Source organism: Tepidiphilus sp. J10 (genome assembly GCF_006980785.1).
GTDB classification, from domain to species: domain Bacteria; phylum Pseudomonadota; class Gammaproteobacteria; order Burkholderiales; family Rhodocyclaceae; genus Tepidiphilus; species Tepidiphilus olei.
Genome location: NZ_SBHP01000001.1, coordinates 464,876 through 489,782, shown reverse-complemented (window position 1 = coordinate 489,782; position 24,907 = coordinate 464,876). Strand labels below are relative to the sequence as shown.

29 protein-coding genes and 1 pseudogene are annotated in these 24,907 nt (G+C 65.7%); 11 read left to right on the top strand and 19 right to left on the bottom strand.

The genetic code is table 11. From position 1 onward, the window contains the following. The 12 genes and pseudogenes from EPD81_RS10695 to EPD81_RS02390 all read right to left on the bottom strand — a co-directional run. Nucleotides 1–385 (bottom strand): annotated as a pseudogene (locus tag EPD81_RS10695) (HPr kinase/phosphorylase); the annotation flags it as partial. A gap of 9 nt (nucleotides 386–394) precedes the next feature. Continuing rightward, complete coding sequence (locus tag EPD81_RS02440; protein WP_142803827.1) at nucleotides 395–847, bottom strand: PTS sugar transporter subunit IIA; 453 nt, start codon at nucleotides 845–847, stop codon at nucleotides 395–397. 55 nt (nucleotides 848–902) lie between these two features. Next, a complete protein-coding gene (hpf, locus tag EPD81_RS02435; protein ID WP_142803826.1) occupies nucleotides 903–1,226 on the bottom strand; it encodes a ribosome hibernation-promoting factor, HPF/YfiA family in 324 nt (107 codons plus the stop codon). Between the two features lie 21 nt (nucleotides 1,227–1,247). Then, the gene (locus EPD81_RS02430) at nucleotides 1,248–2,753 is read right to left on the bottom strand and encodes an RNA polymerase factor sigma-54 (protein WP_142803825.1); all 1,506 of its coding nucleotides are present in this window, start codon (nucleotides 2,751–2,753) and stop codon (nucleotides 1,248–1,250) included. A 2-nt stretch (nucleotides 2,754–2,755) separates the two neighbouring features. Next, the gene (lptB, locus tag EPD81_RS02425; RefSeq protein ID WP_142803824.1) at nucleotides 2,756–3,478 is read right to left on the bottom strand and encodes an LPS export ABC transporter ATP-binding protein; all 723 of its coding nucleotides are present in this window, start codon (nucleotides 3,476–3,478) and stop codon (nucleotides 2,756–2,758) included. Between the two features lie 7 nt (nucleotides 3,479–3,485). Further along, on the bottom strand, nucleotides 3,486–3,962 hold the full coding sequence (recX, locus tag EPD81_RS02420; RefSeq protein WP_142804243.1) for a recombination regulator RecX: 477 nt from the start codon (nucleotides 3,960–3,962) through the stop codon (nucleotides 3,486–3,488). A 15-nt stretch (nucleotides 3,963–3,977) separates the two neighbouring features. Further along, nucleotides 3,978–5,045, bottom strand: a complete 1,068-nt coding sequence (gene recA / locus EPD81_RS02415; protein ID WP_142803823.1) for a recombinase RecA — start codon at nucleotides 5,043–5,045, stop codon at nucleotides 3,978–3,980. Nucleotides 5,046–5,104: 59 nt separating this feature from the next. Next, a complete protein-coding gene (locus EPD81_RS02410; protein ID WP_255446470.1) occupies nucleotides 5,105–5,608 on the bottom strand; it encodes a CinA family protein in 504 nt (167 codons plus the stop codon). Further along, complete coding sequence (locus EPD81_RS02405; RefSeq protein WP_142803822.1) at nucleotides 5,605–6,108, bottom strand: phosphatidylglycerophosphatase A; 504 nt, start codon at nucleotides 6,106–6,108, stop codon at nucleotides 5,605–5,607. Before EPD81_RS02405 ends, EPD81_RS02410 begins: the two co-directional genes overlap by 4 nt. Nucleotides 6,109–6,119: 11 nt before the next feature. After that, nucleotides 6,120–7,112 (bottom strand): thiamine-phosphate kinase, encoded by a 993-nt coding sequence (gene thiL, locus EPD81_RS02400; protein ID WP_370456496.1) that lies wholly within the window; start codon nucleotides 7,110–7,112, stop codon nucleotides 6,120–6,122. Further along, a complete protein-coding gene (cobD, locus tag EPD81_RS02395) occupies nucleotides 7,106–8,116 on the bottom strand; it encodes a threonine-phosphate decarboxylase CobD (protein WP_142803820.1) in 1,011 nt (336 codons plus the stop codon). The genes thiL and cobD overlap by 7 nt, the downstream gene beginning before the upstream one ends. After that, nucleotides 8,113–9,030, bottom strand: a complete 918-nt coding sequence (locus tag EPD81_RS02390) for a CobD/CbiB family cobalamin biosynthesis protein (RefSeq protein WP_142803819.1) — start codon at nucleotides 9,028–9,030, stop codon at nucleotides 8,113–8,115. Before EPD81_RS02390 ends, cobD begins: the two co-directional genes overlap by 4 nt. A 73-nt stretch (nucleotides 9,031–9,103) precedes the next feature. On the opposite strand from EPD81_RS02390, the gene EPD81_RS02385 reads away from it, so the two are divergent. Next, complete coding sequence (locus EPD81_RS02385; protein ID WP_221929169.1) at nucleotides 9,104–10,549, top strand: cobyric acid synthase; 1,446 nt, start codon at nucleotides 9,104–9,106, stop codon at nucleotides 10,547–10,549. Between the two features lie 52 nt (nucleotides 10,550–10,601). On the opposite strand, the gene EPD81_RS02380 is transcribed toward EPD81_RS02385, so the two are convergent. From EPD81_RS02380 to EPD81_RS02365, 4 genes are all read right to left on the bottom strand, one after another. Next, nucleotides 10,602–11,132 carry a FlgO family outer membrane protein gene (locus tag EPD81_RS02380; RefSeq protein WP_142803818.1) on the bottom strand — a complete coding sequence of 177 codons (531 nt, stop codon included), beginning with the start codon at nucleotides 11,130–11,132 and terminating at the stop codon, nucleotides 10,602–10,604. 2 nt (nucleotides 11,133–11,134) lie between these two features. Continuing rightward, the gene (locus EPD81_RS02375) at nucleotides 11,135–11,680 is read right to left on the bottom strand and encodes a hypothetical protein (RefSeq protein WP_142803817.1); all 546 of its coding nucleotides are present in this window, start codon (nucleotides 11,678–11,680) and stop codon (nucleotides 11,135–11,137) included. A gap of 66 nt (nucleotides 11,681–11,746) precedes the next feature. Further along, a complete protein-coding gene (locus EPD81_RS02370; RefSeq protein WP_142803816.1) occupies nucleotides 11,747–12,571 on the bottom strand; it encodes an enoyl-CoA hydratase/isomerase family protein in 825 nt (274 codons plus the stop codon). Next, complete coding sequence (locus tag EPD81_RS02365; RefSeq protein WP_142803815.1) at nucleotides 12,568–13,257, bottom strand: GntR family transcriptional regulator; 690 nt, start codon at nucleotides 13,255–13,257, stop codon at nucleotides 12,568–12,570. Before EPD81_RS02365 ends, EPD81_RS02370 begins: the two co-directional genes overlap by 4 nt. A 139-nt stretch (nucleotides 13,258–13,396) precedes the next feature. Here EPD81_RS02365 and scpA point away from each other — a divergent pair, with 139 nt between their 5' ends. The 10 genes from scpA (at nucleotide 13,397) to EPD81_RS02315 (ending at nucleotide 22,664) form a co-directional block, all read left to right on the top strand. Beyond that, entirely contained in the window at nucleotides 13,397–15,562 is a 2,166-nt protein-coding gene (gene scpA, locus EPD81_RS02360; protein ID WP_142803814.1) for a methylmalonyl-CoA mutase, read from the top strand. 3 nt (nucleotides 15,563–15,565) lie between these two features. Then, nucleotides 15,566–16,597 carry a methylmalonyl Co-A mutase-associated GTPase MeaB gene (gene meaB, locus EPD81_RS02355; RefSeq protein WP_142803813.1) on the top strand — a complete coding sequence of 344 codons (1,032 nt, stop codon included), beginning with the start codon at nucleotides 15,566–15,568 and terminating at the stop codon, nucleotides 16,595–16,597. A 9-nt stretch (nucleotides 16,598–16,606) separates the two neighbouring features. Further along, nucleotides 16,607–18,139, top strand: a complete 1,533-nt coding sequence (locus tag EPD81_RS02350; RefSeq protein ID WP_142803812.1) for an acyl-CoA carboxylase subunit beta — start codon at nucleotides 16,607–16,609, stop codon at nucleotides 18,137–18,139. Nucleotides 18,140–18,182: 43 nt separating this feature from the next. After that, complete coding sequence (gene accC / locus EPD81_RS02345; protein ID WP_142803811.1) at nucleotides 18,183–20,180, top strand: acetyl-CoA carboxylase biotin carboxylase subunit; 1,998 nt, start codon at nucleotides 18,183–18,185, stop codon at nucleotides 20,178–20,180. 135 nt (nucleotides 20,181–20,315) lie between these two features. After that, nucleotides 20,316–20,555 carry a ribbon-helix-helix domain-containing protein gene (locus tag EPD81_RS02340; RefSeq protein ID WP_142803810.1) on the top strand — a complete coding sequence of 80 codons (240 nt, stop codon included), beginning with the start codon at nucleotides 20,316–20,318 and terminating at the stop codon, nucleotides 20,553–20,555. Beyond that, entirely contained in the window at nucleotides 20,555–20,980 is a 426-nt protein-coding gene (locus tag EPD81_RS02335; RefSeq protein ID WP_142803809.1) for a putative toxin-antitoxin system toxin component, PIN family, read from the top strand. The genes EPD81_RS02340 and EPD81_RS02335 overlap by 1 nt, the downstream gene beginning before the upstream one ends. Nucleotides 20,981–21,055: 75 nt before the next feature. Next, nucleotides 21,056–21,331: a DUF1778 domain-containing protein gene (locus EPD81_RS02330; protein WP_028873967.1), complete on the top strand. Its 276-nt coding sequence runs from the start codon at nucleotides 21,056–21,058 to the stop codon at nucleotides 21,329–21,331. Further along, a complete protein-coding gene (locus EPD81_RS02325; protein ID WP_142803808.1) occupies nucleotides 21,332–21,832 on the top strand; it encodes a GNAT family N-acetyltransferase in 501 nt (166 codons plus the stop codon). A gap of 137 nt (nucleotides 21,833–21,969) precedes the next feature. Next, the gene (locus EPD81_RS02320; RefSeq protein ID WP_142803807.1) at nucleotides 21,970–22,194 is read left to right on the top strand and encodes an AbrB/MazE/SpoVT family DNA-binding domain-containing protein; all 225 of its coding nucleotides are present in this window, start codon (nucleotides 21,970–21,972) and stop codon (nucleotides 22,192–22,194) included. Continuing rightward, nucleotides 22,191–22,664 carry a putative toxin-antitoxin system toxin component, PIN family gene (locus EPD81_RS02315; protein WP_185955323.1) on the top strand — a complete coding sequence of 158 codons (474 nt, stop codon included), beginning with the start codon at nucleotides 22,191–22,193 and terminating at the stop codon, nucleotides 22,662–22,664. The genes EPD81_RS02320 and EPD81_RS02315 overlap by 4 nt, the downstream gene beginning before the upstream one ends. A gap of 147 nt (nucleotides 22,665–22,811) precedes the next feature. On the opposite strand, the gene EPD81_RS02310 is transcribed toward EPD81_RS02315, so the two are convergent. The 3 genes from EPD81_RS02310 to EPD81_RS02300 all read right to left on the bottom strand — a co-directional run bounded on the left by EPD81_RS02310 (nucleotide 22,812) and on the right by EPD81_RS02300 (nucleotide 24,871). Beyond that, nucleotides 22,812–23,102 (bottom strand): hypothetical protein, encoded by a 291-nt coding sequence (locus EPD81_RS02310; RefSeq protein ID WP_142803806.1) that lies wholly within the window; start codon nucleotides 23,100–23,102, stop codon nucleotides 22,812–22,814. 167 nt (nucleotides 23,103–23,269) lie between these two features. After that, entirely contained in the window at nucleotides 23,270–24,409 is a 1,140-nt protein-coding gene (locus EPD81_RS02305; protein WP_221929168.1) for an ISNCY family transposase, read from the bottom strand. An 81-nt stretch (nucleotides 24,410–24,490) separates the two neighbouring features. Next, complete coding sequence (locus tag EPD81_RS02300; RefSeq protein ID WP_142803804.1) at nucleotides 24,491–24,871, bottom strand: hypothetical protein; 381 nt, start codon at nucleotides 24,869–24,871, stop codon at nucleotides 24,491–24,493. Between the last annotated feature and the right edge of the window lie 36 nt (nucleotides 24,872–24,907).

The window sequence follows — 24,907 nt, the reverse complement described above, 5'->3', positions numbered from 1 at the left end:
GGTGGTGTCGCAGGCGGTCGATGACTTCGGCCGATGGGCGCTCGGTGGTGAAGAGTGCCACGTCGTGCGTGCGGCATAGGGCTACGAGGATGGGCGGGGGGGTGCAGCCGTCGGCGACGATGAGGGCGGGGGGTTTGGCGGTGAAGATTTCCTCGAGGTGGCGGGCGATGCGCTTTTGTCCGAGGCGTCGGGCCCAGGTCATCTCGGCGGCGCCGATGATCTGGACGCGCCCCGGGTGGATGAGGTTGAGGTGGCCGACGAGGTCGGCCGGCCATAGGCGCTCGTCGAGGACGGCGAGGGTGCGTTCGAGCGAGCCGGTGACGTGGGTGAGGTGCAGTTCGGGGTCGATCGCCTCGATGACGGCACGCAGCGAGGTCTCTCTCATCTCGCGGGTTCAGCCATCGGCGCCGGTCAGCAGACCAAGGGCGGATTCCGGATCGGAAACGGTCATGAGCGCCTGACGTACGTCCGGGTCGCTGAAACGTTCGGCGAGCTGGGAGAGGATTTGCAGGTGTTCTTCGGTGGCCTGCTCGGGTACGAGGAGGACGAACATGAACCGTACGGGACGACCGTCGCAGGCGTCGAACGGCACGGGGGTGGCGAGCCGCACGAAGGCGCCACGGGGGGCGGCGAGGCCTTTGAGTCGGCCGTGCGGGATGGCCACGCCCTCGCCAATGCCGGTCGAACCCAGCCGTTCGCGCTCGGCGAGCGCCGCCTGCACCTTGGCCGGGTCGAGCCCGTCGCGTGCGAAGAGCAGGGCGGCGGCTCCCAGGGCCTGCTGCTTGTCGGCGGCGGGGATGTCGAGGGCGATGTGCTCGACGTCGAGGAGGCTGGCAATGAGGTTCATGGCCGAGTCGAGGGTGAGGGCACCAGGGTGGCGGCTGGGGCCACCCCAGGGACGGTCACTCGCCTTGAGCGGCCGGGGCGGCCGGCTGGTGGTGGTTGGTGACGATTTCCTTGTGCTTGCGCACTTGACGGTCGAGTTTGTCGATCATCGCGTCGATGGCGGCGTAGAGGTCGGCCGGATCGGTGGCTTCGGCGAAGAAGTCTTTGCCCTTGACGTGTACGGTGACTTCGGCCTTGTGGGTGTTGCGCTCGACACGCAGGATGATCTGCGCCGAGGTGGCGTGGTCGAAGTGCCGCAGCACCCGTTCGACTTTTTCCGTGACATAGTCGTGCAGCGCGGGGGTGACTTCGACGTGATGGCCGGTGATGGTGAAGTTCATCGCACACTCCTGTGGTGGTGATTACAAGGCTTTGCGCCGGTTCGCCGGCGGGATTTGCATCTGCTCGCGGTATTTTGCCACGGTTCGGCGGGCGATGGGGATACCTTCTGCCGCAAGTAGCTCGGCGAGGCGGGTGTCCGACAGCGGTTTTGTCCGGTTTTCACGTTCGATCAGGGCTCGCAGCCGGGCCTTGATGGCGGTGGCCGAGGCGATTTCACCGTCTTCACCGGCGATGCCGCCGCCGAAGAAGTGGCGGAATTCGAAGACGCCCCGTGGGCACTGCAGGTATTTGCCCTGAGTGACGCGCGAGATGGTGGATTCGTGCAGTTCGAGCGCTTCGGCGAGCGTGCGCAGGGTGAGCGGCTTCATGGCGGCTTCGCCGTGCTCGAAGAAGTCTTGCTGGCGCTCGACGATCTCCTGGGCGACGCGCAGGATGGTGCGGCCGCGCTGTTCGAGCTGGCGGATGAGGTTCTTCGCTTCGGCGAGCCGCTCGCGCAGGGATTCGGTGCCGTCGCGCCGCTCGCTGAGGATCTGGGCGTAGCGCTGGTTGAGGGTGAGCCGGGGGGCGACGGCCGGGTTGAGCTCGGCTTGCCAGCGGCCGTCGCGCCGGCGCACGATGACGTCGGGGATGACGTAGGGGGGTGGTTCGCCGCCGATGCGGCTGCCCGGGTGGGGGTCGAGGGCGGCGATGAGGACGAGCGCCTCGCGCAGCAAGACGTCGTCGCAGGCGTATTGGCGCTTGAGGGCGGTGTAGTCTTTGCGGGCGAGCGGTTCGAGCGCTTCGCTCACCAGCCGTTCGGCCAGGCGCCGTGCCGGCGTATCGGGGCGTTCGCGCAGTTGTAGCCGCAGGCATTCGCCGAGATCCCGCGCCCCGACCCCGGGGGGATCGAAACTTTGGATGAGCTTGAGGGCGATCTCGAGGTCTTCACGGCCGACTTCGAGTTCGGGCGGGATGCTGGCGAGCAGTTCGTCGAGGTCTTCGTGCAGGTAACCGTCGTCGTCGAGCGCTTCGATCATGAAGGCGACGAGGGCCCGGTCGCGTTCGGCGAGCGGCGTGAGCGCGGCCTGTTCGTGCAGGTAGTGGTGCAGATCGGTGGCGGCGGCGTGCCACTCGGTGAAGTCGGGCGCCTCGTCGTCGTCGCGCGCGGGGCGGGCGTCCTGCCACAGGAGCTCGTCGTCGAAGGATTCGGTGTCGTTGGCGCTCGTTTGTTCTTCGGGCGCGGACTGGAGGGCGTCTTCGGTGTGCTCGTGCGCTTCGCCGGGCGACTCCGCGCTGGGACGCTCGAGGAGTTGCGCCTGCCAGTCGTCGGATTCATTGCCTTCGTTGGTTGCGATGGGAAGCGTTTCTTCGGGGGATTCTTCGTCGGTCTCCGCCACTTCGAGGAGGGGGTTCGCCTGCAGGGCTTCTTCGAGGGTCTGCTGCAGTTCGACGGCCGACAGCGTCAGGAGCTTGAGCGCCTGCGCCATCTGCGGGGAGAGGGCGAGCGTGGTGCTGGCACGAAGGTGTAGGCGGGGCTCGAGGCTCATGGCTACAGGCGGAAATGTTCGCCGAGATAGACGCGGCGCACGTGCGGGTCGTCGATGATCTCCTCGGGGCGGCCCGAGGCGATGACCCGGCCGTCGGCGAGGATGGAGGCGCGGTTGCAGATGCCGAGCGTTTCACGCACGTTGTGGTCGGTGATGAGTACGCTGATGCCGCGCTCTTGCAGGAACCGCACGATGCGCTGGATCTCGATCACGGCGATGGGATCGACGCCGGCGAAGGGTTCGTCGAGCAGGATGATCTTCGGGTCGGTGGCGAGCGCCCGGGCGATTTCGAGGCGGCGCCGTTCGCCGCCGGAGAGCGACACCGAGGGCTGATCGGCCAGATGCGCGATTCCGAGTTCGGCGAGCAGTTCGTCTTCTTTCTGCCGAATCTCCTCTTTGGGTAGCCCCCGCAGTTCGAGTACGGCACGCACGTTTTCCCGCACCGACAGGCGGCGGAAGATGCTCGCTTCCTGCGGCAGGTAAGAGAGGCCATGCCGGGCGCGGCGGTGGATGGGCTCGTGGGTGACGTCCTGACCGTCGAGCTCGATCTTGCCGTCGTCGGCGCGCACGAGCCCGACGATCATGTAGAAACAGGTGGTCTTGCCCGCCCCGTTGGGACCGAGCAGCCCCACGATCTCGCCGGCTTCGACGGTGAGATCGACCGAGGCGACGACGGTGCGTTTGCCGTAGGTTTTGCGCAGGCGTTCGACGTGCAGCAGCGACATGGAGGACTCAGGGTTCGGTGTCAGGGAAAGGTTCGGTGAAGTCTTCGGGCGGGTCGCGCAGCAGCCGGGTGACGAGGGACGGGGAGAATCCGCGGCCGGCGAGAAATCGTGCCTGCCGGGCCCATTCCCTGGCGTCGGCGGGCGGCGTGCCGAAGCGTTTGCGCCACAGGGCGGCGGCGCGCTCGGCTTCGCTCGATTCGGCTTCCAGCGCGTCGAGGACGTCGTCGATGAGGGCGTCGTCCAGCCCGCGCTCGCGCAGCCGCAGCTCCAGAAGGCGCCGGCCGCTGCGCTCGGCCCGGGCGGCGACGAAGGCGCGGGCGCAGCGCTCGTCGGACAGGAGTCCCGTGCGCTCGAGGCGGGCGAGCGCCTCTGCGATTTCCTCGGGCGTGCCGTGGGGGGCGAGCTTGCGCGCGAGCTCGGCGCGGCTGTGTTCGCGGCGCGCGAGCAGCCGCAGCGCTCTTTGCCACACGCTCGGCCCGCTCATCGCCATGACGTAGGCTTATTCGGCCGCCGGAGCGGCAAGGGCGGATTCGCTCGGGGCGGCGCTGGGCGCGGCGGATGCGATCTCGGGCAGCGGGGGCAAGCCCACCTTGGCCCGGATCTGATTCTCGATGCGCCGCGCGAGCTCGGGGCGCTGGCGCAGGAATTCGCGCGCGTTGTCCTTGCCCTGACCGATCTTCTCGCCCTCGTAGGCGTACCAGGAGCCGGATTTGTCGATGAGCTTGTGCTCCACGCCCAGGTCGATGATCTCTCCCTCACGCGAGATGCCCTCGCCGTAGAGGATGTCGAACATCGCTTCGCGGAAGGGTGGGGCGACCTTGTTCTTGACGACCTTGACGCGGGTCTCGGAGCCGACGACCTCGTCGGCTTTCTTGATCGTGCCGGTCTTGCGGATGTCGAGCCGCACCGAGGAATAGAACTTGAGCGCGTTGCCGCCGGTGGTGGTTTCGGGGTTGCCGAACATGACGCCGATCTTCATGCGGATCTGGTTGATGAAGATGACGAGCGTGTTGGTCTTGTTGATGCTGGCGGTGAGCTTCCTCAGCGCCTGGCTCATGAGCCGCGCTTGCAGGCCGGGGAGCGAGTCGCCCATTTCCCCCTCGATCTCGGCTTTGGGGGTGAGCGCGGCCACCGAGTCGATCACCACGATGTCGACCCCGCCCGAGCGCACCAGCATGTCGGCGATCTCGAGCGCCTGCTCGCCGGTGTCGGGCTGCGACACGAGGAGATCGTCGATATCGACGCCCAGCTTCTTCGCATACTGTACGTCGAGGGCGTGTTCGGCGTCGATGAAGGCGGCCACGCCGCCGAGTTTCTGCATTTCGGCGATCACGTGCAGCGTGAGGGTGGTCTTGCCCGAGGATTCGGGGCCGTAGATCTCCACCACCCGCCCGCGCGGCAGCCCGCCGATGCCCAGCGCGATGTCCAGCCCGAGCGAGCCGGTGGAGACGGTCTGGATGTCGCGCACCACTTGGGCGTCGCCCATGCGCATCACCGAGCCTTTGCCGAACTGTTTGTCGATCTGCGCGAGCGCCGCCTGCAGCGCCTTGAGTTTGTTGTCGTCCATCGAAAATTCCTTGGCTGGCAAGTACGAAAACGCTTCGACCGATTATGGCACAGGATGGTTCAGGGGTGGCACAGGGCGATGGCACCGGAGAGCGCCGTGCGCACGGCCTGGGCGCGCACGGCGATGCGGTCGCCAGCGAAGTGGCGCCGTTCGCTGCGTACCCGCGGCCGGGTCCGATCCCAGGCCCAGCCGAAACAGACGGTACCCACGGGCTTGTCCGGCGTGCCGCCGTCGGGCCCGGCGATACCGGTAATGGACAAGGCCAGCTCGGCCTGGCTGTGCGTGAGTGCACCGAGCGCCATTTCGCGCGCCACGGCTTCCGACACGGCCCCGTGGCGTTCGAGGGTGAGGGGGTCGACGCCGAGCACTTCGATCTTGGCGGCATTGGAGTAGGTGACGAAACCGCGTTCGAACCAGCCGGAGCTGCCGGCGATCGCCGTGATCGCTTCGGCGACGGCCCCGCCGGTACAGGATTCGGCGGTGGCGAGCATCCAGCCGCGGGCAGCAAGCAGCATGCCCAACTCCCGGGCGAGCCGTCCCAGCGGATCTTCGGGGTGGATCACGCGCCTTCTCCCAGGAAGTGCACCGCAAGGGCGAGCACGAGCAGTACGTAGCCGGCGGCGGCCAGATCGTCGATCATGATGCCCAAGCCACCGCGGAAGCGCCGCTCCAGGGTGGCGATGGGTTCGGGTTTGGCGATGTCGAACAGGCGAAAGAGCGCCACGCCCGCCGCCTGCCAGGCAAGCCCCGGCGGGCAGAAGAAGAGTACGAGCCAGACGGCGATCATCTCGTCCCAGACCACGGCGCCGGGATCCTTGGTGCCCAGCGCCTTGGCCGTACGGTCACAGGCGATGACGCCGGCAAGGAAAAAGGAGGTGAGCAGCAGCAGGAAGAGCCCCTCGGAGACCGGGGCGCGCAGCAGGGGGTAGAGCGCCCAGGCAAGGAGCGAACCGACCGTGCCCGGAGCCCGGGGAGAGAGACCCGCCCCGAATCCGAGCGCGATGAAGTGCGCCGGATGCTGGAGGAGGAAGGCGACGGAGGGGCGTGTGCGCTCGGCGGACATGGGCGCTCCTTTCATGGGCGGAAATGATCATAGCCCAAAACTTCGGGCAGGGTACGCCGCTCATCGGGCTCGATGAGCACGATGGGCGGTTGCTCCGTTGATACGATCCGCCCGATGCGGGAAAGCGGCAGGTCGAGTTCCCTGCCGAGAAGGATGATTCGGTCGCGTGATCCCGGCGCGGCGGTGAAGAGGAGTTCGTAGTCGTCGCCACCGGCGAGCAAGGCGGTCCGTGCCCGCTCCGGCGGCGCCCCGCCGGCGATGAGCGGGGCGAGCGGCAGTCTGGCCACCTCGATCTCGGCCGTGAGGAGGGGCGGTGCCGAGCGTTCGAGGAGGTGCCGGAGGTCGCCGAGCAATCCGTCCGAGACGTCGAGCATCGCGTGCGCGAGTCGCCGCAAGCGGCGTCCCAAGGCAAGGCGCGGTTCGGGACGATCGAGCGCGGCGCGCCATTCACCGGCGCCGGGCAAGTTCGGCGAGAGTTCCCCGAATCGCACGGCGAGACCCAAGGCAGCGCGTCCGGGTTGTCCGCTCACCCAAACGTCGTCCCCTTCGCGCGCGCCGCTGCGCAATATCGCCTCGCCCGCCGGTACCCGCCCGAGCGCCGTGATCGTGATCGCCCGTGGGCCGCGGGTGGTGTCCCCGCCGACGAGCCGGGCGCCGTGCCGCCGGGCGCAGGCGAAGAGCCCCCGGGCGAAAGCCGTGAGCCAGGCTTCATCGGCCTCGGGCAGAGTGAGCGCGAGCAGGAACCCCGTGGGGACGGCGCCCATGGCCGCCAGATCGGAGAGGTTCACCGCCAGCGCTTTCCAGCCGAGCGCTTCCGGATCGGTTCCGGCCAGGAAGTGCCGCCCTTCGACCAGGGTGTCGCAGGTGATCGCCGTCTCCCAGCCGTTTTCCTCGACGAGCAGCGCCGCGTCGTCGCCGATGCCCAGCCGCAGCCAAGGCGGGGTGGGTTCGTGCGCGGCGGGATCGGCGAAGAAATGCTCGATCAGGGCGAATTCGTTCATGATGAAATCCTTGAAGTCTCGGCGATTGCTTCGAGGAGCGCCGCCCGCAGCCGCTCTGACTGGGCCGCGTCGGCGGGCAGTCCGAAGCGCAACCCCGGCGGGTCGTCGAAACGGCGCACCAGGATGGCGCGGCGCTCGAGCGCCGCGGCGAGCGTCGGTGCCCGCGGCGTCTCGACCCAGGCAAAAAGGGCGGTGCGACCGCTCACTTCGAGACCGGATCTTTCCAGCATTGTCGCCAGGGCAAGCGAGGCAGCGGCAAGACGCTCGCGCTGCCGTTCCTGCCAAGCGGAATCGGCGAGCGCGAGCCGGGCCGCCCAACGCGCCGGATGGCTCACCGCCCACGGGTCGAGCAAGGCGGCGAGGCGCTCGTGCAGCAGTTCGGGGGCGAAGACGAGGCCGAAGCGCAGACCCGCGAGCCCCCAGAATTTGCCCAGCGAACGCAAGACGACGAGGCCGGGCGACCCGGTCTCGGTCACGAGGCTGCCCTCTTCGCCCGGTTCGAGGAAAGCTTCGTCCACGATCAACCAGCCGCCGCGCCCGGCGAGCCGCTGATGCCATGCGTAGAGGTTCTGGGAGGGAAAGCGCGCCCCGGTGGGGTTGTTCGGATGGACGAGCACCAGCGCGTCGACTTCGTCGAGCCGTGTGTCGATCTCGTCGGTGGCGGGGGCGCAGCGCACGAGGCAGTGCGCGCGCCAGGCATGGGCATGCTCGCCGTAGCTGGGATGCGGCACCAGCACGCGGCGCACGTCGGGCAAGAGGGCCGGCAGGCGGGAAATGGCCGCCTGGGTGCCGGGTACCGCCAGGGCGGGGCGGCCGAAGACGGCATGCACGAGTTCATCGAGCCCGTCGTCCTCTTCCGGCAGGCGCCGCCAGACTTCCTCGGGGACCGGCGGCAGGGGGTAGGACCAGGGGCTGATGCCGGTGGAGAGGTCGAGCCAGCACTCGGGCGGCAGACCGTGGCGACGCGCCGCCTCGCGCAGGCGCCCGCCGTGTACCGGTCGGCTCATCGCGCACCTCCCGCCAGGGTGAGGAGCGCGAGCAGGAGCAGCCAGCTCCAGACGGCCCGTTCGACGAGTTCCATGGCGGCGGCCACGCTGGCCGCGCCCGGCGCGGGGCCTTCGCCGAGCAGGGGGCGCTCGTGCCGCGTTCCGCCATAAGAGGCTTCGCCGCCCAGAGTGACGCCCAGCGCGCCGGCGCCGCTCGCCATCACTGGGCCGGCGTTGGGGCTCTCCCACTGCGGGGCTTGGCGACGCCAGCACCGCAACGCCGCCGTCGTGCGTCCGCCCAGGGCATAGAGGAGCGCCGTGACCCGTGCGCTCGGCCAGCCGAGCGCGTCGTCGATGCGGGCGGCGCACTTGCCGAAACGCTCGTAGCGCGGCGTGCGATAGCCCCACATGGCATCGAGCGTGTTGGCCAGGCGATGCAGCACCACGCCGGGCGCGCCGAGCAGCGCGAACCACACCAGCGGGGCGAGCACGGCGTCGTGGCCGTTTTCCAGCGCCGATTCCGTGGCAGCGCGCGCCACCTCTTCGCCCGTCATTGCCGCCGTGTCCCGGCTCACAAGGAAGGCCACCCGCGCCCGGGCGGTGGGCAGATCTGCGGCGGCGAGCGCGTCGCGCACCGGTTCGAGGTGCTCGCGCAGGCTGCGTGCCCCGAGGGCGAGCGCCAGGCAGCCGACCGCGAGCGCTTCTTCGACGAAGGGATGCACTCGCCCCAAAGCGGCGACGAACCCCACCCAGGGCAGCACCGCCAGCGCCCAGGCGAGCATTCCTGCACCCACGCCCTCGCCGAGGTGCCGGCGCACGAAGGTTTCGAGCGCGGCAGCCCAGCGGCCGAAGCCGACGAGCGGGTGCCGGCGCGGCGGCTCGCCGAGCAACCGATCGAGCGCGAGCGCGAGCACGGTGGCCAAAAGGACGGACATGGAAGGGGAGCCGGGCAGAGATCGGACGAAGTCGCCCATTATAATCGGGCGCTTTCCGGCCGCGGAGGCGAGCATGGCGCACGCGTTGATGATCCAGGGGACCACGTCGGATGCCGGCAAGAGCACGCTGGTGGCAGGATTGTGCCGCCTGCTCGCGCGTGCCGGCGTGCGTGTGGCCCCGTTCAAGCCGCAGAACATGGCCAACAACGCCGCCGTGACGGCCGACGGCGGCGAGATCGGGCGCGCCCAGGCGCTGCAGGCGTTCGCCGCCGGACTCGAACCTCGGGTGGATTTCAACCCGGTCTTGCTCAAGCCTACCACCGACATCGGCGCCCAGGTCGTGATCCACGGGAGGGCGGTGCATACCCTGTCGGCGCGGGATTATCACGCCTACAAGCCGGTGGCGCTACGGGCGGTGCTCGAATCCTGGGCGCGACTGCAGGAGGAATTCGAGTGGATCCTCGTCGAGGGCGCGGGCAGTCCGGCGGAGGTGAATCTGCGCGCGCGCGACATCGCCAACATGGGGTTCGCCGAAGCGGTCGACATCCCGGTGGCGCTGGTGGCCGACATCGACCGCGGCGGCGTCTTCGCCCAGATCGTCGGCACGCTCGAATGTCTCTCGCCGAGCGAGCGTGCGCGCATGCGCGGTTTCGTCATCAACCGCTTTCGCGGGGACCTCTCGCTCCTTGCACCGGGCCTGCAGTGGCTGGAGGAGCGTACCGGCAAACCGGTCTTCGGCGTGCTGCCGCATTTGGGGAAGCTCGCGCTGGAGGCCGAGGACGGCCTCGCGCCGGCGGAGCGCGCCGAAGGCGCGCGGCTGCGGGTGGCGGCGATCGCCTGGCCGCGCGTGAGCAATCACACCGACCTCGACGCCTGGCGCCTGCACCCCGAGGTCAACTTCCACTGGTGGCACGGCGGTCCCTGGCCCGGAGCCGACCTGGTGGTGTTGCCCGGCTCCAAGGCGGTGCAGGCGGATCTGGCTTGGTTCGAATCCCATGGCGGCCCGGCGCTGCTGCGCCGACATCTGCGCTACGGCGGCAAGCTCATCGGCCTGTGCGGAGGGTTTCAGATGCTGGGTGAGTGGCTCGACGACCCTTTGGGATTGGAAGGTGCGCCGGGCGGCCGGCCCGGCCTGGGGTTGCTCTCCTTGCGCACGCGGCTAGATTCCCGGAAGGTGCTGCGCCGCTGTCGCGGGCGGCTTGCTGCCACACTGGGCGGTGCGGAGGTCGAAGGCTACGAGATTCACCTCGGCGTGAGCGAAGGGCCGGCGCTCGCGCATCCTGCCGTGATCGGCGAGGACGGCGTTCCCGACGGGGCGATCGGGGAAGACGGGCAGATCCTCGGCACTTACTGGCACGGACTCTTCGACTCGGGCCCCGCCTTCGCCGCGCTCGCGCACTGGGCCGGGGCGGCGCTATCCACCGAGGATGCGGTGCAACGGCGCGAAGCGGCGATCGAACGCTTGGCCGCGGCGATCGAGGCGCACTGCGACTGGCGGCGGATGCTGGGCGTGTCCTGAAGTTGATGCGAAAACGCCGCCCTTCGGGCGGCGTTTCTTCGTCCGCTCGAACTCAGCGCAACAGGCTTTTCACGTTGCTGTCCATGGGGACGATGGTGTCCTGAGCCGCGAGCACCTGACCCGTGCCCGGATTGATCGCCTTGACGCTCAGATAGACGGCTTCCTTGGCCGGTGCATAGGTGCCGACCACGACGAGGCGGGCGTCGTGGTCGCGGGCGATCTGGTCGACTTCGCGCGCGAGCATGAGCTCGCCCGTGTCGCGCTTGACGAAGACGGCCGTGCGCAGTTTGAGCTCGGTGACGACGAAGCCGCGCTGCACGAAGCGGTTGGCGACTTGCTCGGTGAGCGTGCGCCCCAAGGTGGTGGAGCGATCGAGTGCATCGACGTCGACGAAGGTGGCGAAGAGCACGGGGCCGGCGCGCAGATCGGGCGGGAGTTGGTCGATCAGGGTGTCGGCCGTCTCATAGGCTTTGTTGATGATTACGGCGGGATCGGCCTTGGGTAGGGGTGGGAGGGTCTCGGTGGCACAAGCGGACAGGGCGAGGGCGCCGGAGAACATGAGGATCGAGAGCGAATGCCGCATGGTCAGTCTCCTTGCACCGTCAGCCAAGTGGGTTCGTACGAGGGGTTGGAAGAGGCCATTTTGGCGTAGAGCTCGGGGCTGGTGATGTAATAGACGTCGGAGATACGGGCGAGATAGCGGTCACCGCGCCGCGCCGATGCCGTGACCATCACTTCGACCTCGGGAGCGGTGGAGAGCTTGGCGTAGCGGCTGTCGAGGTCGATCTCGATGTCGGCCGGCCCTTGCTGGGCGACGTTCCAGCCGCGCCCGACGAGATAGCTGACGAAGGCTTCGCGGAAGGCGGCATCGAAGGTCGAGGAGTAGGCTGCCGGGTGCACGTAGAGGGTGTCGCACAGGGCGGCTTGCGGCGTGCAGGCATTGTCCCGGATCATCATGACGCTCAGCCGCTCGGCCAGGCTCGTGGCCACCGTTTGCCATTGCCGTACTGCCTGGATTTTTTGCTGCGGTTCTTGGGCGAAATCGGTGGGAAGCGGTGCGCCGGGGTTGGTGCAGCCGCCGAGCAGGACGGCACCCAGCGCGGCGGCGATGGGCAGGGGATCGAAGCGCATGATGCTATCTCCTGGGAATGACAAGGGCGATTCCATGATCTTAGCGTGAAGCGGATGCGAACGCAATCAATGTTCGTCGGGATTTCCTTCGTTCTCGCTTTGGCCGTGGCGTCCGAAACACGGTGGCCGTTTCTCCAGGAAGGCACTGAGCCCTTCGCGGTAGTCGGGATCGTCGAGGAAGGCCAGCCCGGTGCGTTTTTCTTCCTCGGATAGCGGCGTGCACCGTCGTAGGCGGCGCAGCCAATATTTGTGCATTCGCGCCACGCGCGGTGCTCCGGTGGCGATGCGTCGCGCCACGGCCAGCGCCTCTTTGAGCGCCCGACCGTCCTCGACGCAGTGATGCAGCACGCCGAGTCGCCACATGCGATCGGCATCGAGCACGGCCCCTTCGAGCAGCATCTGCGCGAGCAGACCTTCCGGCAGACGCTCGTGCAGCAGGGCGAGTTCGCCGGGGTACATCCAGAAGCCGAGCCGGGCGATGGGGGCACCGAAGCGGGCGCCGTGTCCGGCCACGCGCAGATCGCATAGCGCGGCGATCTCCAGCCCGCCGCCGATACAGGGGCCCTCGATCGCCGCGATCACCGGCAGCGGGCACTCGGCGATCGCGCGCAGCGCCCGTCCGACTTTGCCTTCGTGGTAGTCGAGCGCCGAGGCGAGGTCGGCGCGGACGCGGGGGAATTCTTCCAGATCGCCCCCGGCGGCGAAGGCGTTGCCTGCACCCGTGAGGATCACGCTGCGCCAGGGAAGATTTTCGGCGGTGAGTTCGAGAAAGAGATCGCCCAGCGCCTGCCACAGGGCGGCATCGAGCGCATTGCGTTTTCCCGGATTCTCGAGGGTGACGACCAGGCAGGCCGATTCGGGGTGTGGGGTCGTGTGCAGGGTTCCGCTCATGAGGATTCTTCAGTATCTAGGGTGGGGGTGGCATCGCGGCGCAGGTGGGCGATCGCCTCGCGTCCGGAGCGCAGATGCTCGCGCATGCACCGTTCGGCGGCCGCGGCCTCGCCCTCGAGCAGGGCGGCGAGCAGCTCGCGGTGTTCCTGCAGGCTGCGTTCCAGGCGCCCTTCGTCGTAGAGCGAATGGTGACGGCTCAACCGTATCTTTTGACGCAGATCTTGGATCGTGCTCGACAGGAAAGGGTTGTTCGCGAGCCGCAAGACTTCGGCGTGGAACGCCTGGTTCGCCTCGAAGAATTCGTCGATCGCGCCGGGGTGTGCCGTTTCCTCCAGACGCTGGTGTAGTCGCCGTAGCCGCTGGGCAGCTCCTTCGTCCAACCGCTCGGCGGCGCGGCGCGCGGCGTGCCCCTCGAGCACCGCGAGTACGTCGAAGATCGCATCCAGCTCCGAGGCGGAGATCTGACTGACGAAAGCGCCGCGCCGCGGGATCAGGGTCACCAGCCCCTCGGCGGCGAGCACTTTCAGGGCCTCGCGCAAGGGGGTACGCGAAATCCCGTATTCGGCCGCCAGGCCCAGCTCGTCGATCGGCTGTCCCGGTGGTAATTCGTGCGCGAAAATGCGCTGACGCAGCCTCTCGGCCACTTCCTGGTAAAGTGCTTGGGGCGCGATGCGTTGTGGAGTCATCGGCGAGGGCTCCCAGGGGCTTCCATAATTATGGATTACATATTATATTTTCTGTTTTCGTTTTTTTTGTCTCCTCAGCTGAAGCTCGCCGTCTCGCTGGCGCGAAGGCGCAGCCATCATCCTCGTCGAGGGTCGTTTCATGTCCAAATCCGCACCTAGCTATCCCAAACCCGATCTCGAAGCCTGGAAAAAAGCCGCGGCCAAGCAGGCGCCCGACGGCGACTTGAGCCGGCTCGACTGGCACACGCCCGAAGGCATCGTCGTTCATCCCCTCTATGTGCGCGCCGATCTCGACCGCCTGCCGCACGCCGACACGCTGCCCGGGTTCGAGCCCTTCATCCGCGGGCCGCAGCCGACGATGTATACGGTCAAACCCTGGACCATCCGCCAGTACGCGGGCTTTTCCACGGCCGAGGAATCGAACGCCTTCTACAAGAAGACGCTCGCCGGCGGCGGGCAGGGCATCTCGGTAGCCTTCGATCTGGCCACGCACCGCGGTTACGATTCCGACAATCCCCGCGTGATCGGCGACGTCGGCAAGGCGGGGGTGGCGATCGACTCGGTCGAGGACATGAAGATCCTTTTCGACGGTATACCGCTCGACAAGGTCTCGGTGTCCATGACCATGAACGGGGCGGTGCTGCCGGTACTCGCCGGCTACGTCGTGGCCGCCGAGGAGCAGGGGGTGCGGCAGGATCAGCTCTCGGGCACAATCCAGAACGACATCCTCAAAGAATTCATGGTGCGCAACACCTATATCTACCCGCCCGAGCCGTCGATGCGCATCGTCGCCGACATCATCGCCTACACGGCCGAGCACATGCCCAAGTTCAACTCCATCTCGATCTCGGGCTACCACATCCAGGAGGCGGGGGCCACGCAGGCGCTCGAGCTCGCCTTCACCCTGGCCGACGGCATGGAATACGTGCGCACCGCCATGAAGCGCGGCCTGGACATCGACAAGTTCGCCGGGCGGCTGTCGTTCTTCTTCGCCATTGGCATGAACTTCTACCTCGAGATCGCCAAGCTGCGCGCGGCGCGCTACCTGTGGTGGCGCATCATGAAGGAGTTCGGCGCCAAGAATCCGCGCTCGATGATGCTGCGCACCCACTGCCAGACCTCCGGCTGGTCGCTCACCGCCCAGGATCCCTACAACAACATCATCCGCACCACGATCGAGGCCATGGCCGCGGTCTTCGGCGGCACGCAGTCGCTGCACACCAACGCGCTCGACGAGGCGATCGCGCTGCCCACCGAGTTCTCGGCCCGCATCGCCCGTAACACGCAGCTCATCTTGCAGGAAGAGACCCACATCACCAACGTCATCGACCCCTGGGCCGGCTCCTACATGATGGAGACGCTCACGCAGGAGATGATCGACAAGGCCTGGGCCATCATCGAAGAAGTCGAAGCGATGGGCGGCATGACCAAGGCGGTCGAATCCGGCTGGGCGAAGATGAAGATCGAGGAGTGCGCCGCCGAGAAGCAGGCGCGCATCGACGCCGGGCTCGACGTGATCGTGGGTGTGAACAAATACCGTCTGGAGAAGGAAGACCACCCTATCGAGGTGCTGGAGATCGACAACCGCGCCGTGCGCGAGAAGCAGATCGAGCGGCTGAAGAAACTGCGCGCCGAGCGCGATCCAGTGCGCGTGCAGCAGGCGCTCGAGGCCCTCACGCGCTGTGCCGCCACGGGCGAAGGAAACCTGCTCGCCCTCGCGATCGAAGCGGTGCGCGCCCGCGCCACCGTGGGGGAAGTGTCCGATGCCCTGGAGAAAGTGTGGGGCCGCTATCAGGCCAACCCGCAGACGGTCACCGGCGTCTATGGCGCCGTGGTCGAAGGACGGGAGGAGTGGCGTATGCTCAAGGACGAGATCGAGCGCTTCATCGAGGAAGAGGGCCGTCGCCCGCGCATCATGATCGCCAAGCTCGGCCAGGATGGGCACGACCGGGGGGCCAAGGTGGTCGCCTCCGCTTTTGCCGATCTCGGGTTCGACATCGACATCGGTCCCATGTTCCAGACACCCGAAGAGGCGGCGCGCCACGCGGTGGAGAACGACGTCCACGCCGTGGGGGTGTCGACGCTCGCTGCCGGCCACAAGACCTTGGTGCCCGCGCTCATCGACGAGCTCAAGCGCCTGGGGGCCGAGGACATCATCGTCTTCGTCGGCGGGGTCATTCCGTCGCAGGATTACGATTTCCTCTATGCGGCCGGCGCCAAGGGCATCTTCGGGCCGGGCACGCCCATTCCCGAAGCGGCGCGTCAGGTACTCGCGGCGATCCGTGCCGCCCGTGGCCGAGGGTGAGCCGTGTCGCAGCAGGAAGCGGTACCGGAGCGTTTTGACGGGCAGCCCGAACTCGGCGAGGAGGATCGCGCCCTCGTCGAAGGCGTGCTCGACCGCCAGCTACGGCCGCTCGCCAAGGCGATCACCCTCATCGAATCGAGCCGGCCCGATCATCAGCGTCGGGCCGAGGCCGTGCTGCAGGCGTTGCTGCCGTACACGGGCGGGGCGCTGCGCCTGGGTATCTCCGGCGTGCCGGGGGTGGGCAAGTCGACCTTCATCGAGGCGCTCGGCCTCTATCTCATCGAGCGCGGGCATCGCGTCGCCGTGCTCGCCGTCGATCCTTCCTCCAGCGTCTCGGGCGGCTCCATCCTGGGCGACAAGACGCGCATGGAGCGCCTGAGTCGCGATCCGCGCGCCTTCATCCGCCCCAGCCCTTCGGCGGGCAGCCTCGGGGGCGTGGCCGAGAAGACGCGCGAGACGATGCTGGTGTGCGAGGCGGCGGGGTTCGACGTCGTCATCGTCGAAACCGTGGGCGTGGGGCAATCGGAGACGGCGGTCGCCAACATGACCGACATGTTCGTCCTGCTGCAGCTGCCCAACGCTGGCGACGATCTCCAGGGCATCAAGAAGGGGATCATGGAGCTCGCCGACCTCATCGTCATCAACAAGGCCGACGCCGATTCGGCCGCGGCGATGCGGGCCAAGGCCCAGCTCGAGACGGCGTTGCACATGCTGCGCCCGACGCATCCCGACTGGCGCGTGCCGGTGCTGCTCGTGTCGGCGCTCAAGCGCGAGGGGCTCGATCGCTTCTGGGAGACGGTGCTCGCCTTTCGCGACACGATGCAGAAAAACGGAGCACTTGCCGAAAAACGCCGCCGTCAGGCGCTCGCCTGGATGTGGGAACGGATCGACGCCGAACTCAAGCGCCGTTTCCGACAACACCCTGCCGTGCGCACGATGCTGCCGGCGATCGAACGGGACGTGGAGAGCGGGCGGCTTGCGCCGGTGGTTGCGGCGCGGCGCCTGCTCGATGCGAGCCAGACCATCAGTCAGTGAGGATAAACCATGCAGGACATCATCCGTCGATTGGAAGAGCAACGCGCCCGCGCCCGGCTGGGCGGCGGCGAGCGGCGTATCGCCGCCCAGCACGCCAAGGGCAAGCTCACCGCGCGCGAGCGCATCGAGGTGCTGCTCGACGAGGGCAGCTTCGAAGAGTGGGACATGTTCAAGGAGCACCGCTGCACCGATTTCGGGATGGACGAGGAGCACATCCCCGGTGACGGCGTGGTGACCGGCTACGGCACCATCAACGGCCGGCTCGTCTTCGTCTTCAGCCAGGACTTCACCGTCTTCGGCGGGTCGCTGTCGGAAGCGCACGCCGAGAAGATCTGCAAGATCATGGATCAGGCGATGAAGGTCGGCGCTCCCGTGATCGGTCTGAACGACTCGGGCGGGGCGCGCATCCAGGAAGGGGTGGCCTCGCTCGGCGGCTATGCAGACGTGTTCCAGAGAAACGTGCTCGCCTCCGGCGTGATCCCGCAGATCTCCATGATCATGGGGCCGTGCGCGGGCGGCGCGGTCTATTCGCCGGCGATGACCGACTTCATCTTCATGGTGAAGGACACCTCCTACATGTTCGTCACCGGTCCGGACGTGGTCAAGACCGTCACGCACGAAGAAGTCACGGCCGAAGAGCTCGGCGGCGCGATCACCCACACCACGCGCTCGGGCGTGGCCGATGCGGCCTTCGAGAACGACATCGAGGCGCTCTTGCAGCTGCGCCGCTTCTTCGACTTCCTGCCGCTCAACAACCGCGAGAAACCGCCGGTGCGTCCCACCAGCGACGTGGCCGAGCGCATGGAACCCTCGCTCGACACCCTCGTGCCCGACAACCCCAACCAACCCTACGACATCAAGGAGCTCATCCTCAAGGTGGTCGATGAGGGGGACTTCTTCGAGATCCAGCCCGACTACGCCAAGAACATCGTCGTCGGCTTCGGGCGCATGGAAGGCAAAACCGTCGGGTTCGTGGCCAACCAGCCCATGGTGCTCGCCGGCTGCCTCGACATCAAATCCTCGATCAAGGCGGCGCGTTTCGTGCGCTTCTGCGATGCCTTCAATATCCCCATCGTCACCTTCGTCGACGTGCCCGGTTTTCTCCCCGGTACGGCCCAGGAATACGGCGGCATCATCAAGCACGGCGCCAAGCTCCTCTATGCCTATGCCGAAGCCACGGTGCCCAAGATCACCGTCATCACCCGCAAAGCCTATGGCGGTGCCTACGACGTGATGGCCTCCAAGCACCTGCGCGGCGACGTCAACTTCGCCTGGCCCACCGCCGAGATCGCGGTCATGGGGCCGAAGGGCGCGGTCGAGATCATCTTCCGCGACGAGAAGAACGACCCCGAGAAGATCGCGGCCCGCGAAGCGGAATACCGCGAGAAGTTCGCCAACCCCTTCGTGGCGGCGCGGCGCGGCTACATCGACGACGTCATCATGCCGCACGCCACGCGCAAGCGCATCTGCCGCTCGCTGGCCATGCTCGAGGACAAGAAACTCGAAAACCCCTGGCGCAAGCACGGCAACATCCCGCTGTGAGGCGGCACGCCAACGGTTCATCGCAATGAGGGAAAACACCACCATGTTCAAAAAGATTCTGATCGCCAACCGGGGTGAAATCGCCTGCCGGGTGATCAAGACCGCGCGCAAGATGGGAATCGCCACCGTGGCGGTCTATTCCGAGGCCGACCGGCGCGCGCTGCACGTGCAGCTCGCCGACGAGGCGGTATGCATCGGCCCGGCGCCTTCCAAGGAATCCTACCTGGCGATGGACAAAATCATCGCCGTGTGCAAACAGACCGGCGCCGAGGCGGTCCATCCCGGTTACGGCTTTCTCTCCGAAAACGAGGAATTCGCCCGTCGGCTCGAAGAAGAAGGCATCGTCTTCATCGGCCCGAAACACACCGCGATCGCCGCGATGGGCGACAAGATCGCCTCGAAGAAGCTCGCCATGCAGGCCGGCGTCAATACCATTCCCGGTTACAACGATCCGATCGAATCGGCAGAGGAGGCGGTGCGCATCGCCCGCGATATCGGCTACCCGGTGATGATCAAGGCTTCGGCCGGCGGCGGGGGCAAGGGGCTGCGCGTGGCCTACGACGACGCCCAGTGCCGCGAAGGGTTCGAATCCTGCCGCAACGAGGCGCGCAACGCCTTCGGAGACGATCGCGTCTTCATCGAGAAGTTCGTCGAGGAGCCGCGCCACATCGAGATCCAGGTCTTCGGCGACGCCTATGGCAACTACGTCTATCTCTTCGAGCGCGAATGCTCGGTGCAACGTCGCCACCAGAAAGTCGTGGAAGAGGCGCCCAGCCCCTTCATCGACCCCGACACCCGCCGCGCCATGGGTGAGCAGGCGGTGGCGCTCGCGCGCGCGGTCCAGTACCAGTCCGCCGGCACGGTGGAATTCGTCGTCGGCAAGGACAAGTCCTTCTACTTCCTCGAAATGAACACGCGGCTACAGGTCGAGCACCCGGTCACCGAGATGATCACCGGGCTCGATCTGGTCGAGTGGATGATTCGCATCGCCGCTGGCGAGAAACTGCCGCTGTCGCAATCCGAGCTGCGCATCGACGGTTGGGCGATGGAATGCCGCATCAACGCCGAGGATCCTTTCCGCGGATTCCTGCCTTCCACCGGGCGCTTGGTGAAGTTCCGTCCGCCCGCCGAAGTGTCGGGCCAAGTGCGCGTCGACACCGGCGTCTATGAAGGCGGCGAAATCTCGATGTACTACGACTCGATGATCGCCAAGCTCATCGTGCACGGGCGCGACCGGCTGGAGGCGATCGAGCGAATGCAGGAGGCACTCGACGCCTTCGTCATCCGCGGCATCCACTCGAACATCCCCTTCCAGGCGGCGCTCATGCAGCATCCGCGCTTCCGCGAGGGGCGGCTCACCACCGGTTTCATTGCCGAGGAGTTTCCTGACGGATTTACGCCGGAGATGGTGCCGCACGAAGACCCCTTGATGCTGCGCCTCATCCTCGCGGCGGTCGAACACAAGCTGCGCCTGCGTAACGCCCACCTCTCGGGTCAGATGAACGGCCATCGCTACACGCCCTCGCCGAACTACCAGGTGATCGACGCGCAGGGTGCCACGGCGGCCACGGTCGAGGAACTCTCGGACACCCGCTTCGTGGTGCGCTCGGGTGATCGGGTGCTGCAGATCGACTTCGACCCGCGCTGGCGCCTGGGCGAGATCGTGCTCCAGGTGCGCATCGGCGATGCGCCGATGACGGTGCAGCTCGAACGCGAGGGCATCCTCTACGTCCTGCGCCACCACGGCGCCGAGCTGCGTGCCCGCGTTCTGCCGGCCCACATCGCCGCTCTCTGGTCGCTGATGCCGGTCAAGACGCCGCCCGACATGTCCAAATTCCTCCTCTCGCCCATGCCGGGGCTGCTGCGTGAGATCGCGGTCGCCGAAGGGCAGGAGGTCAAGGCCGGGGAGAAACTCGCCGTGATCGAGGCGATGAAGATGGAGAACATCCTGCGCGCCGAGCAGGACGGCAAAGTGAAGAAAATCGTCGCCAAACCGGGCGCCAGCCTGGCGGTGGACGAAGTGATCCTCGAATTCGAGTGATCCTCCTCCCTCGCGAGGGTGAAGAGAAAGAGCCGGCCTCTGGGGGTCGGCTTTTTGCTTTCTGGCAACCATTGCGGGGATTCTTCTCAAGGTGTATAAACACCTATGTGCTCAAACACTGATTTGGAGGGCATCATGAATACCGTGCGTTGGAACATCACCGTGTCGTCGGACGTCGATCAATCCGTGCGCATGTTCCTTGCCGCACAAGGCGGCGGGCGCAAGGGCGATCTGTCGCGCTTCATCGAGGAAGCCGTGCGCGCCTATCTCCTGGAGCGCGCCGTCGAGCAGGCCAAGGCCGCTGCTTCTGGCATGGGCGAGGCCGATCTCGACGATCTCATCGACGAGGCGGTACAGTGGGCACGTGAGCACTGATGCGTGTCATCCTGGACACCAACGTTTTGCTCGGTGCGCTGATCTCTCCACACGGTCCGCCCGACATCATATATCGCGCCTGGCGTGCGGCGCGTTTCGAACTGGTGACCTCGAGGGCGCAGCTCGACGAGCTGCGGCGTGTGAGCCGCTACCCGAAGCTCAAGACCATCCTGCCTGCGCACCGCATCGGCACGATGCTCAACAACATGCAGCATGCCATCGTTCTGGAAGTGCTGCCGACCTTGCCGGAAAACCTCGAGGCGAACGATCCGAACGATACCTTCCTGCTGGCGATGGCCCTCGCCGGTGCGGCCGACTACCTGGTAACCGGCGACCGCCGCGCCGGGCTGTTGCAACGCGGCAGCATCGGCCGGGCGCGTATCGTCACGCCGACGACTTTCGCATTGGCAATCCTAAACCGTTGAAGTATTCTGTTTTGGGCTTGAATTGTGCGCACAAATGGCGCACAATTTAGTGCCAAGTGCCATCAGGAGTCGACCATGACAACCCTTGCCAAAAATACCCGGTTGCACATCCGCTGCGATCAGGAAATGCGTCGCTTGCTCGACAAGGCGGCTGCGTATGCGCATATGAGCGTGTCGGAGTTCGTGCTCAGGAACGCGATCGAGCAAGCCAAGTCGGTCGTGCAGGCGCACGAAAGCATCACCTTGTCTCAGGATGATTTCGCTGCGTTTCTCGATGCGTTGGATACGCAGCCCCAAGCCAATGCGGCACTGCAGCGCGCATTCGCCCGTCACGCCGAGCACGTGAAGTAAATGGCTTATTCCATTCGCGCGCTCGACGGCGATGCACGGACGGCTGATTTCGCTTGTGGTGAGAAAGCGCTCGACGAATACCTGCAGCGCTACGCCAGTCAGGACATCAAGCGTGGCGTGGCACGGGTTTTTGTAGCGAGCCCGGCCGCGCAACCCCGGGTGGTTGCCGGTTTCTACACGCTCAGTGCCGCCAGCATCGCCGCTGAGACGCTGCCCGAGAAGTGGCGTAAAAAACTGCCCCGTTACCCCGTGCCTGTGGCATTACTCGGCCGTTTGGCCGTGGGCCAGCAGTTTCAGGGACAGGGACTCGGTTCGATCCTGCTGGCCGATGCGTGCAAGCGCGTTGCGGCCGCCAGCAAAACCCTCGCGGTGGCTGCCCTCGTCGTCGACGCCAAGTCGCCCAAAGCGGCTGCGTTCTACCAGCACTTCGGTTTCATTGAACTTCCCGGCCAGCCCGGCCGCTGGATGCTGCCGCGCGCACACTTTGCGGGGTTCGCTTGAGTTGTCACCAGGGTCGGTGACGATCCAGTAAATAAGTGGGTGTCCCTTTGGTGACAGGGTGCCTTTTTGTTGGGGTGGCATCGGCCTGAAAACTCGCTAAAATTTGATTTCTTACTTCATTACTTTCGGAGATTGTCATGCTGACCAAGCGCACGAGCAAGAACCAGGTCACCTTGCCCAAGGCCATCGTCCAGACCGTGGGCGAGGCCGACTACTACGACGTCACGGTTCAGGACGGCAAGATCGTGCTGACGCCGGTTCGCCTGCAGCAGGCCGACGCGGTACGCGCCAAGTTGGAGGAACTGGGCATCACGCAAGATGACGTGGCTGAGGCCATCGCCTGGGCGAGAAAGCGCACATGAGCAGTATCCCGCGCGTTATCCTCGACACCAACTGCCTGGTTTCGGCCCTGATCTTCTCGCGGGGTAAGTTTGCTTGGCTGCGCGAGGCATGGCAGGCCAAGCACTTCATCGCGTTGGCCAGTCGCGACACGGTCAGCGAACTGCTGCATGTCCTTGCCTACCCCAAGTTCAATCTGAGTCAGGACGAGCAAGAAACGTTACTGGCTGAATTTCTGCCGTTCGTGGAAACCGTTAAGGTCGAGGCAAGGCCCGGGGGGTTGCCGGAGATTCGTGATCCCGACGATGTGATCTTCCTGGCGCTCGCCGCCGTGGCTCAGGCTGATGCACTGGTCAGTGGCGACAGCGACATTCAGGCGGTCAGAGGCCAGTTTCACATTCCCATCTTCACGGTGGCTGAGTTCGCCGACTGGCTGCAGGCCCACCACCAGCTGTTCGCCAAAAAGAGCGGTCGCCGCCGTCCAAGTCGGTGACCTTGGGGCTGGAAACCAGCTCGTGCAAATAAGTGCAAATAAGTGGGTGTCCCTTTGTGTGTGTCTTGGAAGCCACTGGCGGGCTTTGCCTCCAATTTTCTGCCGGCTTCGTCCCGGCGCACTGGGTGTCCCTTTGTTTCGCCGCGGTCAGACCTGCAGATGGCTGAGAATAGTTTCCACGTCATCGTTGCTCAGCCGATCAACAAGAGCAAGCTTCAAACCGAGCCCATTCAGTGATGTACCAAAAACTATCCCTCGTTTCTCGTCCGGGTCAATCCAGAATCGGTCGTGCAAGTCAGTCTGGACACGGTCATCAAAACTGACTGATGCCCGTGCTGAAGCCACAGCCAGCTGAAGTTGATGCTTTACCTGGGACTGACCATTACCATTGGTATAGGTAATTATTTCTTCAAGCTCATCACCAAGCCAGCCAATCATCTTCGCAAAGCGACTGGATACCGATGCCAGATCGTTGCTGTGTTGTCAACAAATAGAACTGTCCGGTTTCGTAGCACATAAACTGTCCGCTTTTTCGAGCCGGGGTGGGAAGGCGTGAAGGGCGTAGCCCGGAGCGCCTTCCCACCCCGGAAGGCGCCGCGGCGGACCTACGCGACGACCTGTAGTTCGGGGGGTTGCAGCTGACCGTCCGCCGTGTAGCGCGCGAGCCTTCGCGGGCCATGGAAGATCGCCAACCGTCCGTCCAGGTAGCGATGCACCCGCACCTTGACCTTCACGTAGTGCATGCGATAGCGATCCGGCGGGATTTGCAACTTCAGCCCCTCGAACGCGACACAATTGTCCTTGCCCACCACCCGCTCGTAGTGCTCACACAGGAAGTCGTCGAGCTCATCCCCGACCCAGGCCACGAAGGCCGATCCTTCCTCCTGTGCCGGCTGCATGAACTCGGCGTTGAACGCGGGCATATAGACCTCCTTCAGGTAGCGATTGGCTGAGGCCATGTCGGTGATCCCGGCCGCGGCCAGCTCCTTGGGCAGCCGGTCTTGATGCGTGCGAAACATCCGCTCCGAGCGCCCTCGCGCCTCCGGGGAATAGGCCGGGATCATCTCGATGCCCAGTCGCGCCATGGCCTGCCCGAACTGGGTGAGATGGACCTTGTCCACCTTGCCGCCCGCCTGCGGCGTGTGCCAGTAGTGGCTGCCCCGATCGGTGTAGAGCGCCGAGAACAAGCCGCGCGCCTCGATCACTTCCTTGACACCGCGCAATGACGAGGCCGTCCCTTCTTCCTCGACGAAGAACATCGAGTAGTGCTCGTTGGTGGCATCGTCCATAGTGACGATCAAATCCCAATACTGCCCAGGCACCCATTCGTGCCGCGAGCCGTCCTGATGCAACAGCATCCCCGGCCAAGCGGCGCGTTCCCGCCGCTTGCGGTGCTTGCCCCGGCCCGGGGCCTTCTCAACCACCCCGGCCTCCTGCAACCGGTTCTTCACCCAGGTGTAGCTGCGCTTGCCGCCCTCGCGCTGGTACCAGGCGTGAAAGTGCTTGACGTTCCAGCCCATATGCCGACTACGGTAGCGCTCCACCAGCGCCATCACTTCATCGACCGGCGCCTTGCGGTGCGAGACCTGCGTCAGACGCCGATCAACCAAGCCCTCCAACCCCTCCTCTTCGTAGCGGGCGATGTAGCGCCGAAATGTCCGGTCACACACCCCCAGGAGCCTGGCCGCCTCTTCCTGCGTCAGCCGACCCGACTGCCAGCCCTCGTACGCTTCCTCAAACCGCATCTTCCGTACCTCCTGTAGCAACTGCGTCCGTCTCATTAGGCACCTCCTTCCATACCTAATGAAAACCGGACAAACCTCGTGCTACAAGTCCGGACAGTTTATTTGTTCGCTACATGCCAGATCGTTGCTGTTGCCATACAAGTAAGGATCAACAATAATCAAACGTCGCGCGCCTGCGAGGGATCGGACGAACTTTTCAATTACTTTCTCAAGTTCGTCGACATTCATTCTTGGTGTCGTTATGTCCTCCATAGCAAAGGAGGTTATGAAGAGTGATGTTAATCCATGCTCATAGATATAATCGGCAATCTCGTGGCGAAAGTAATGAACAGGTAGAGCTATCTGCGCCACTTCAAAGTACTCGAAAAGTCCCATTTTGCGCAGTGCTTCTTGAAAATCCCTGTATGTGGCACCGGTCCCTGGCTTTCCGGAGACAGAAATCACGACAGAATCTTTCTGCATTTTTCATCTCTTTCTAAAGGCCCTGGGCATCGACAA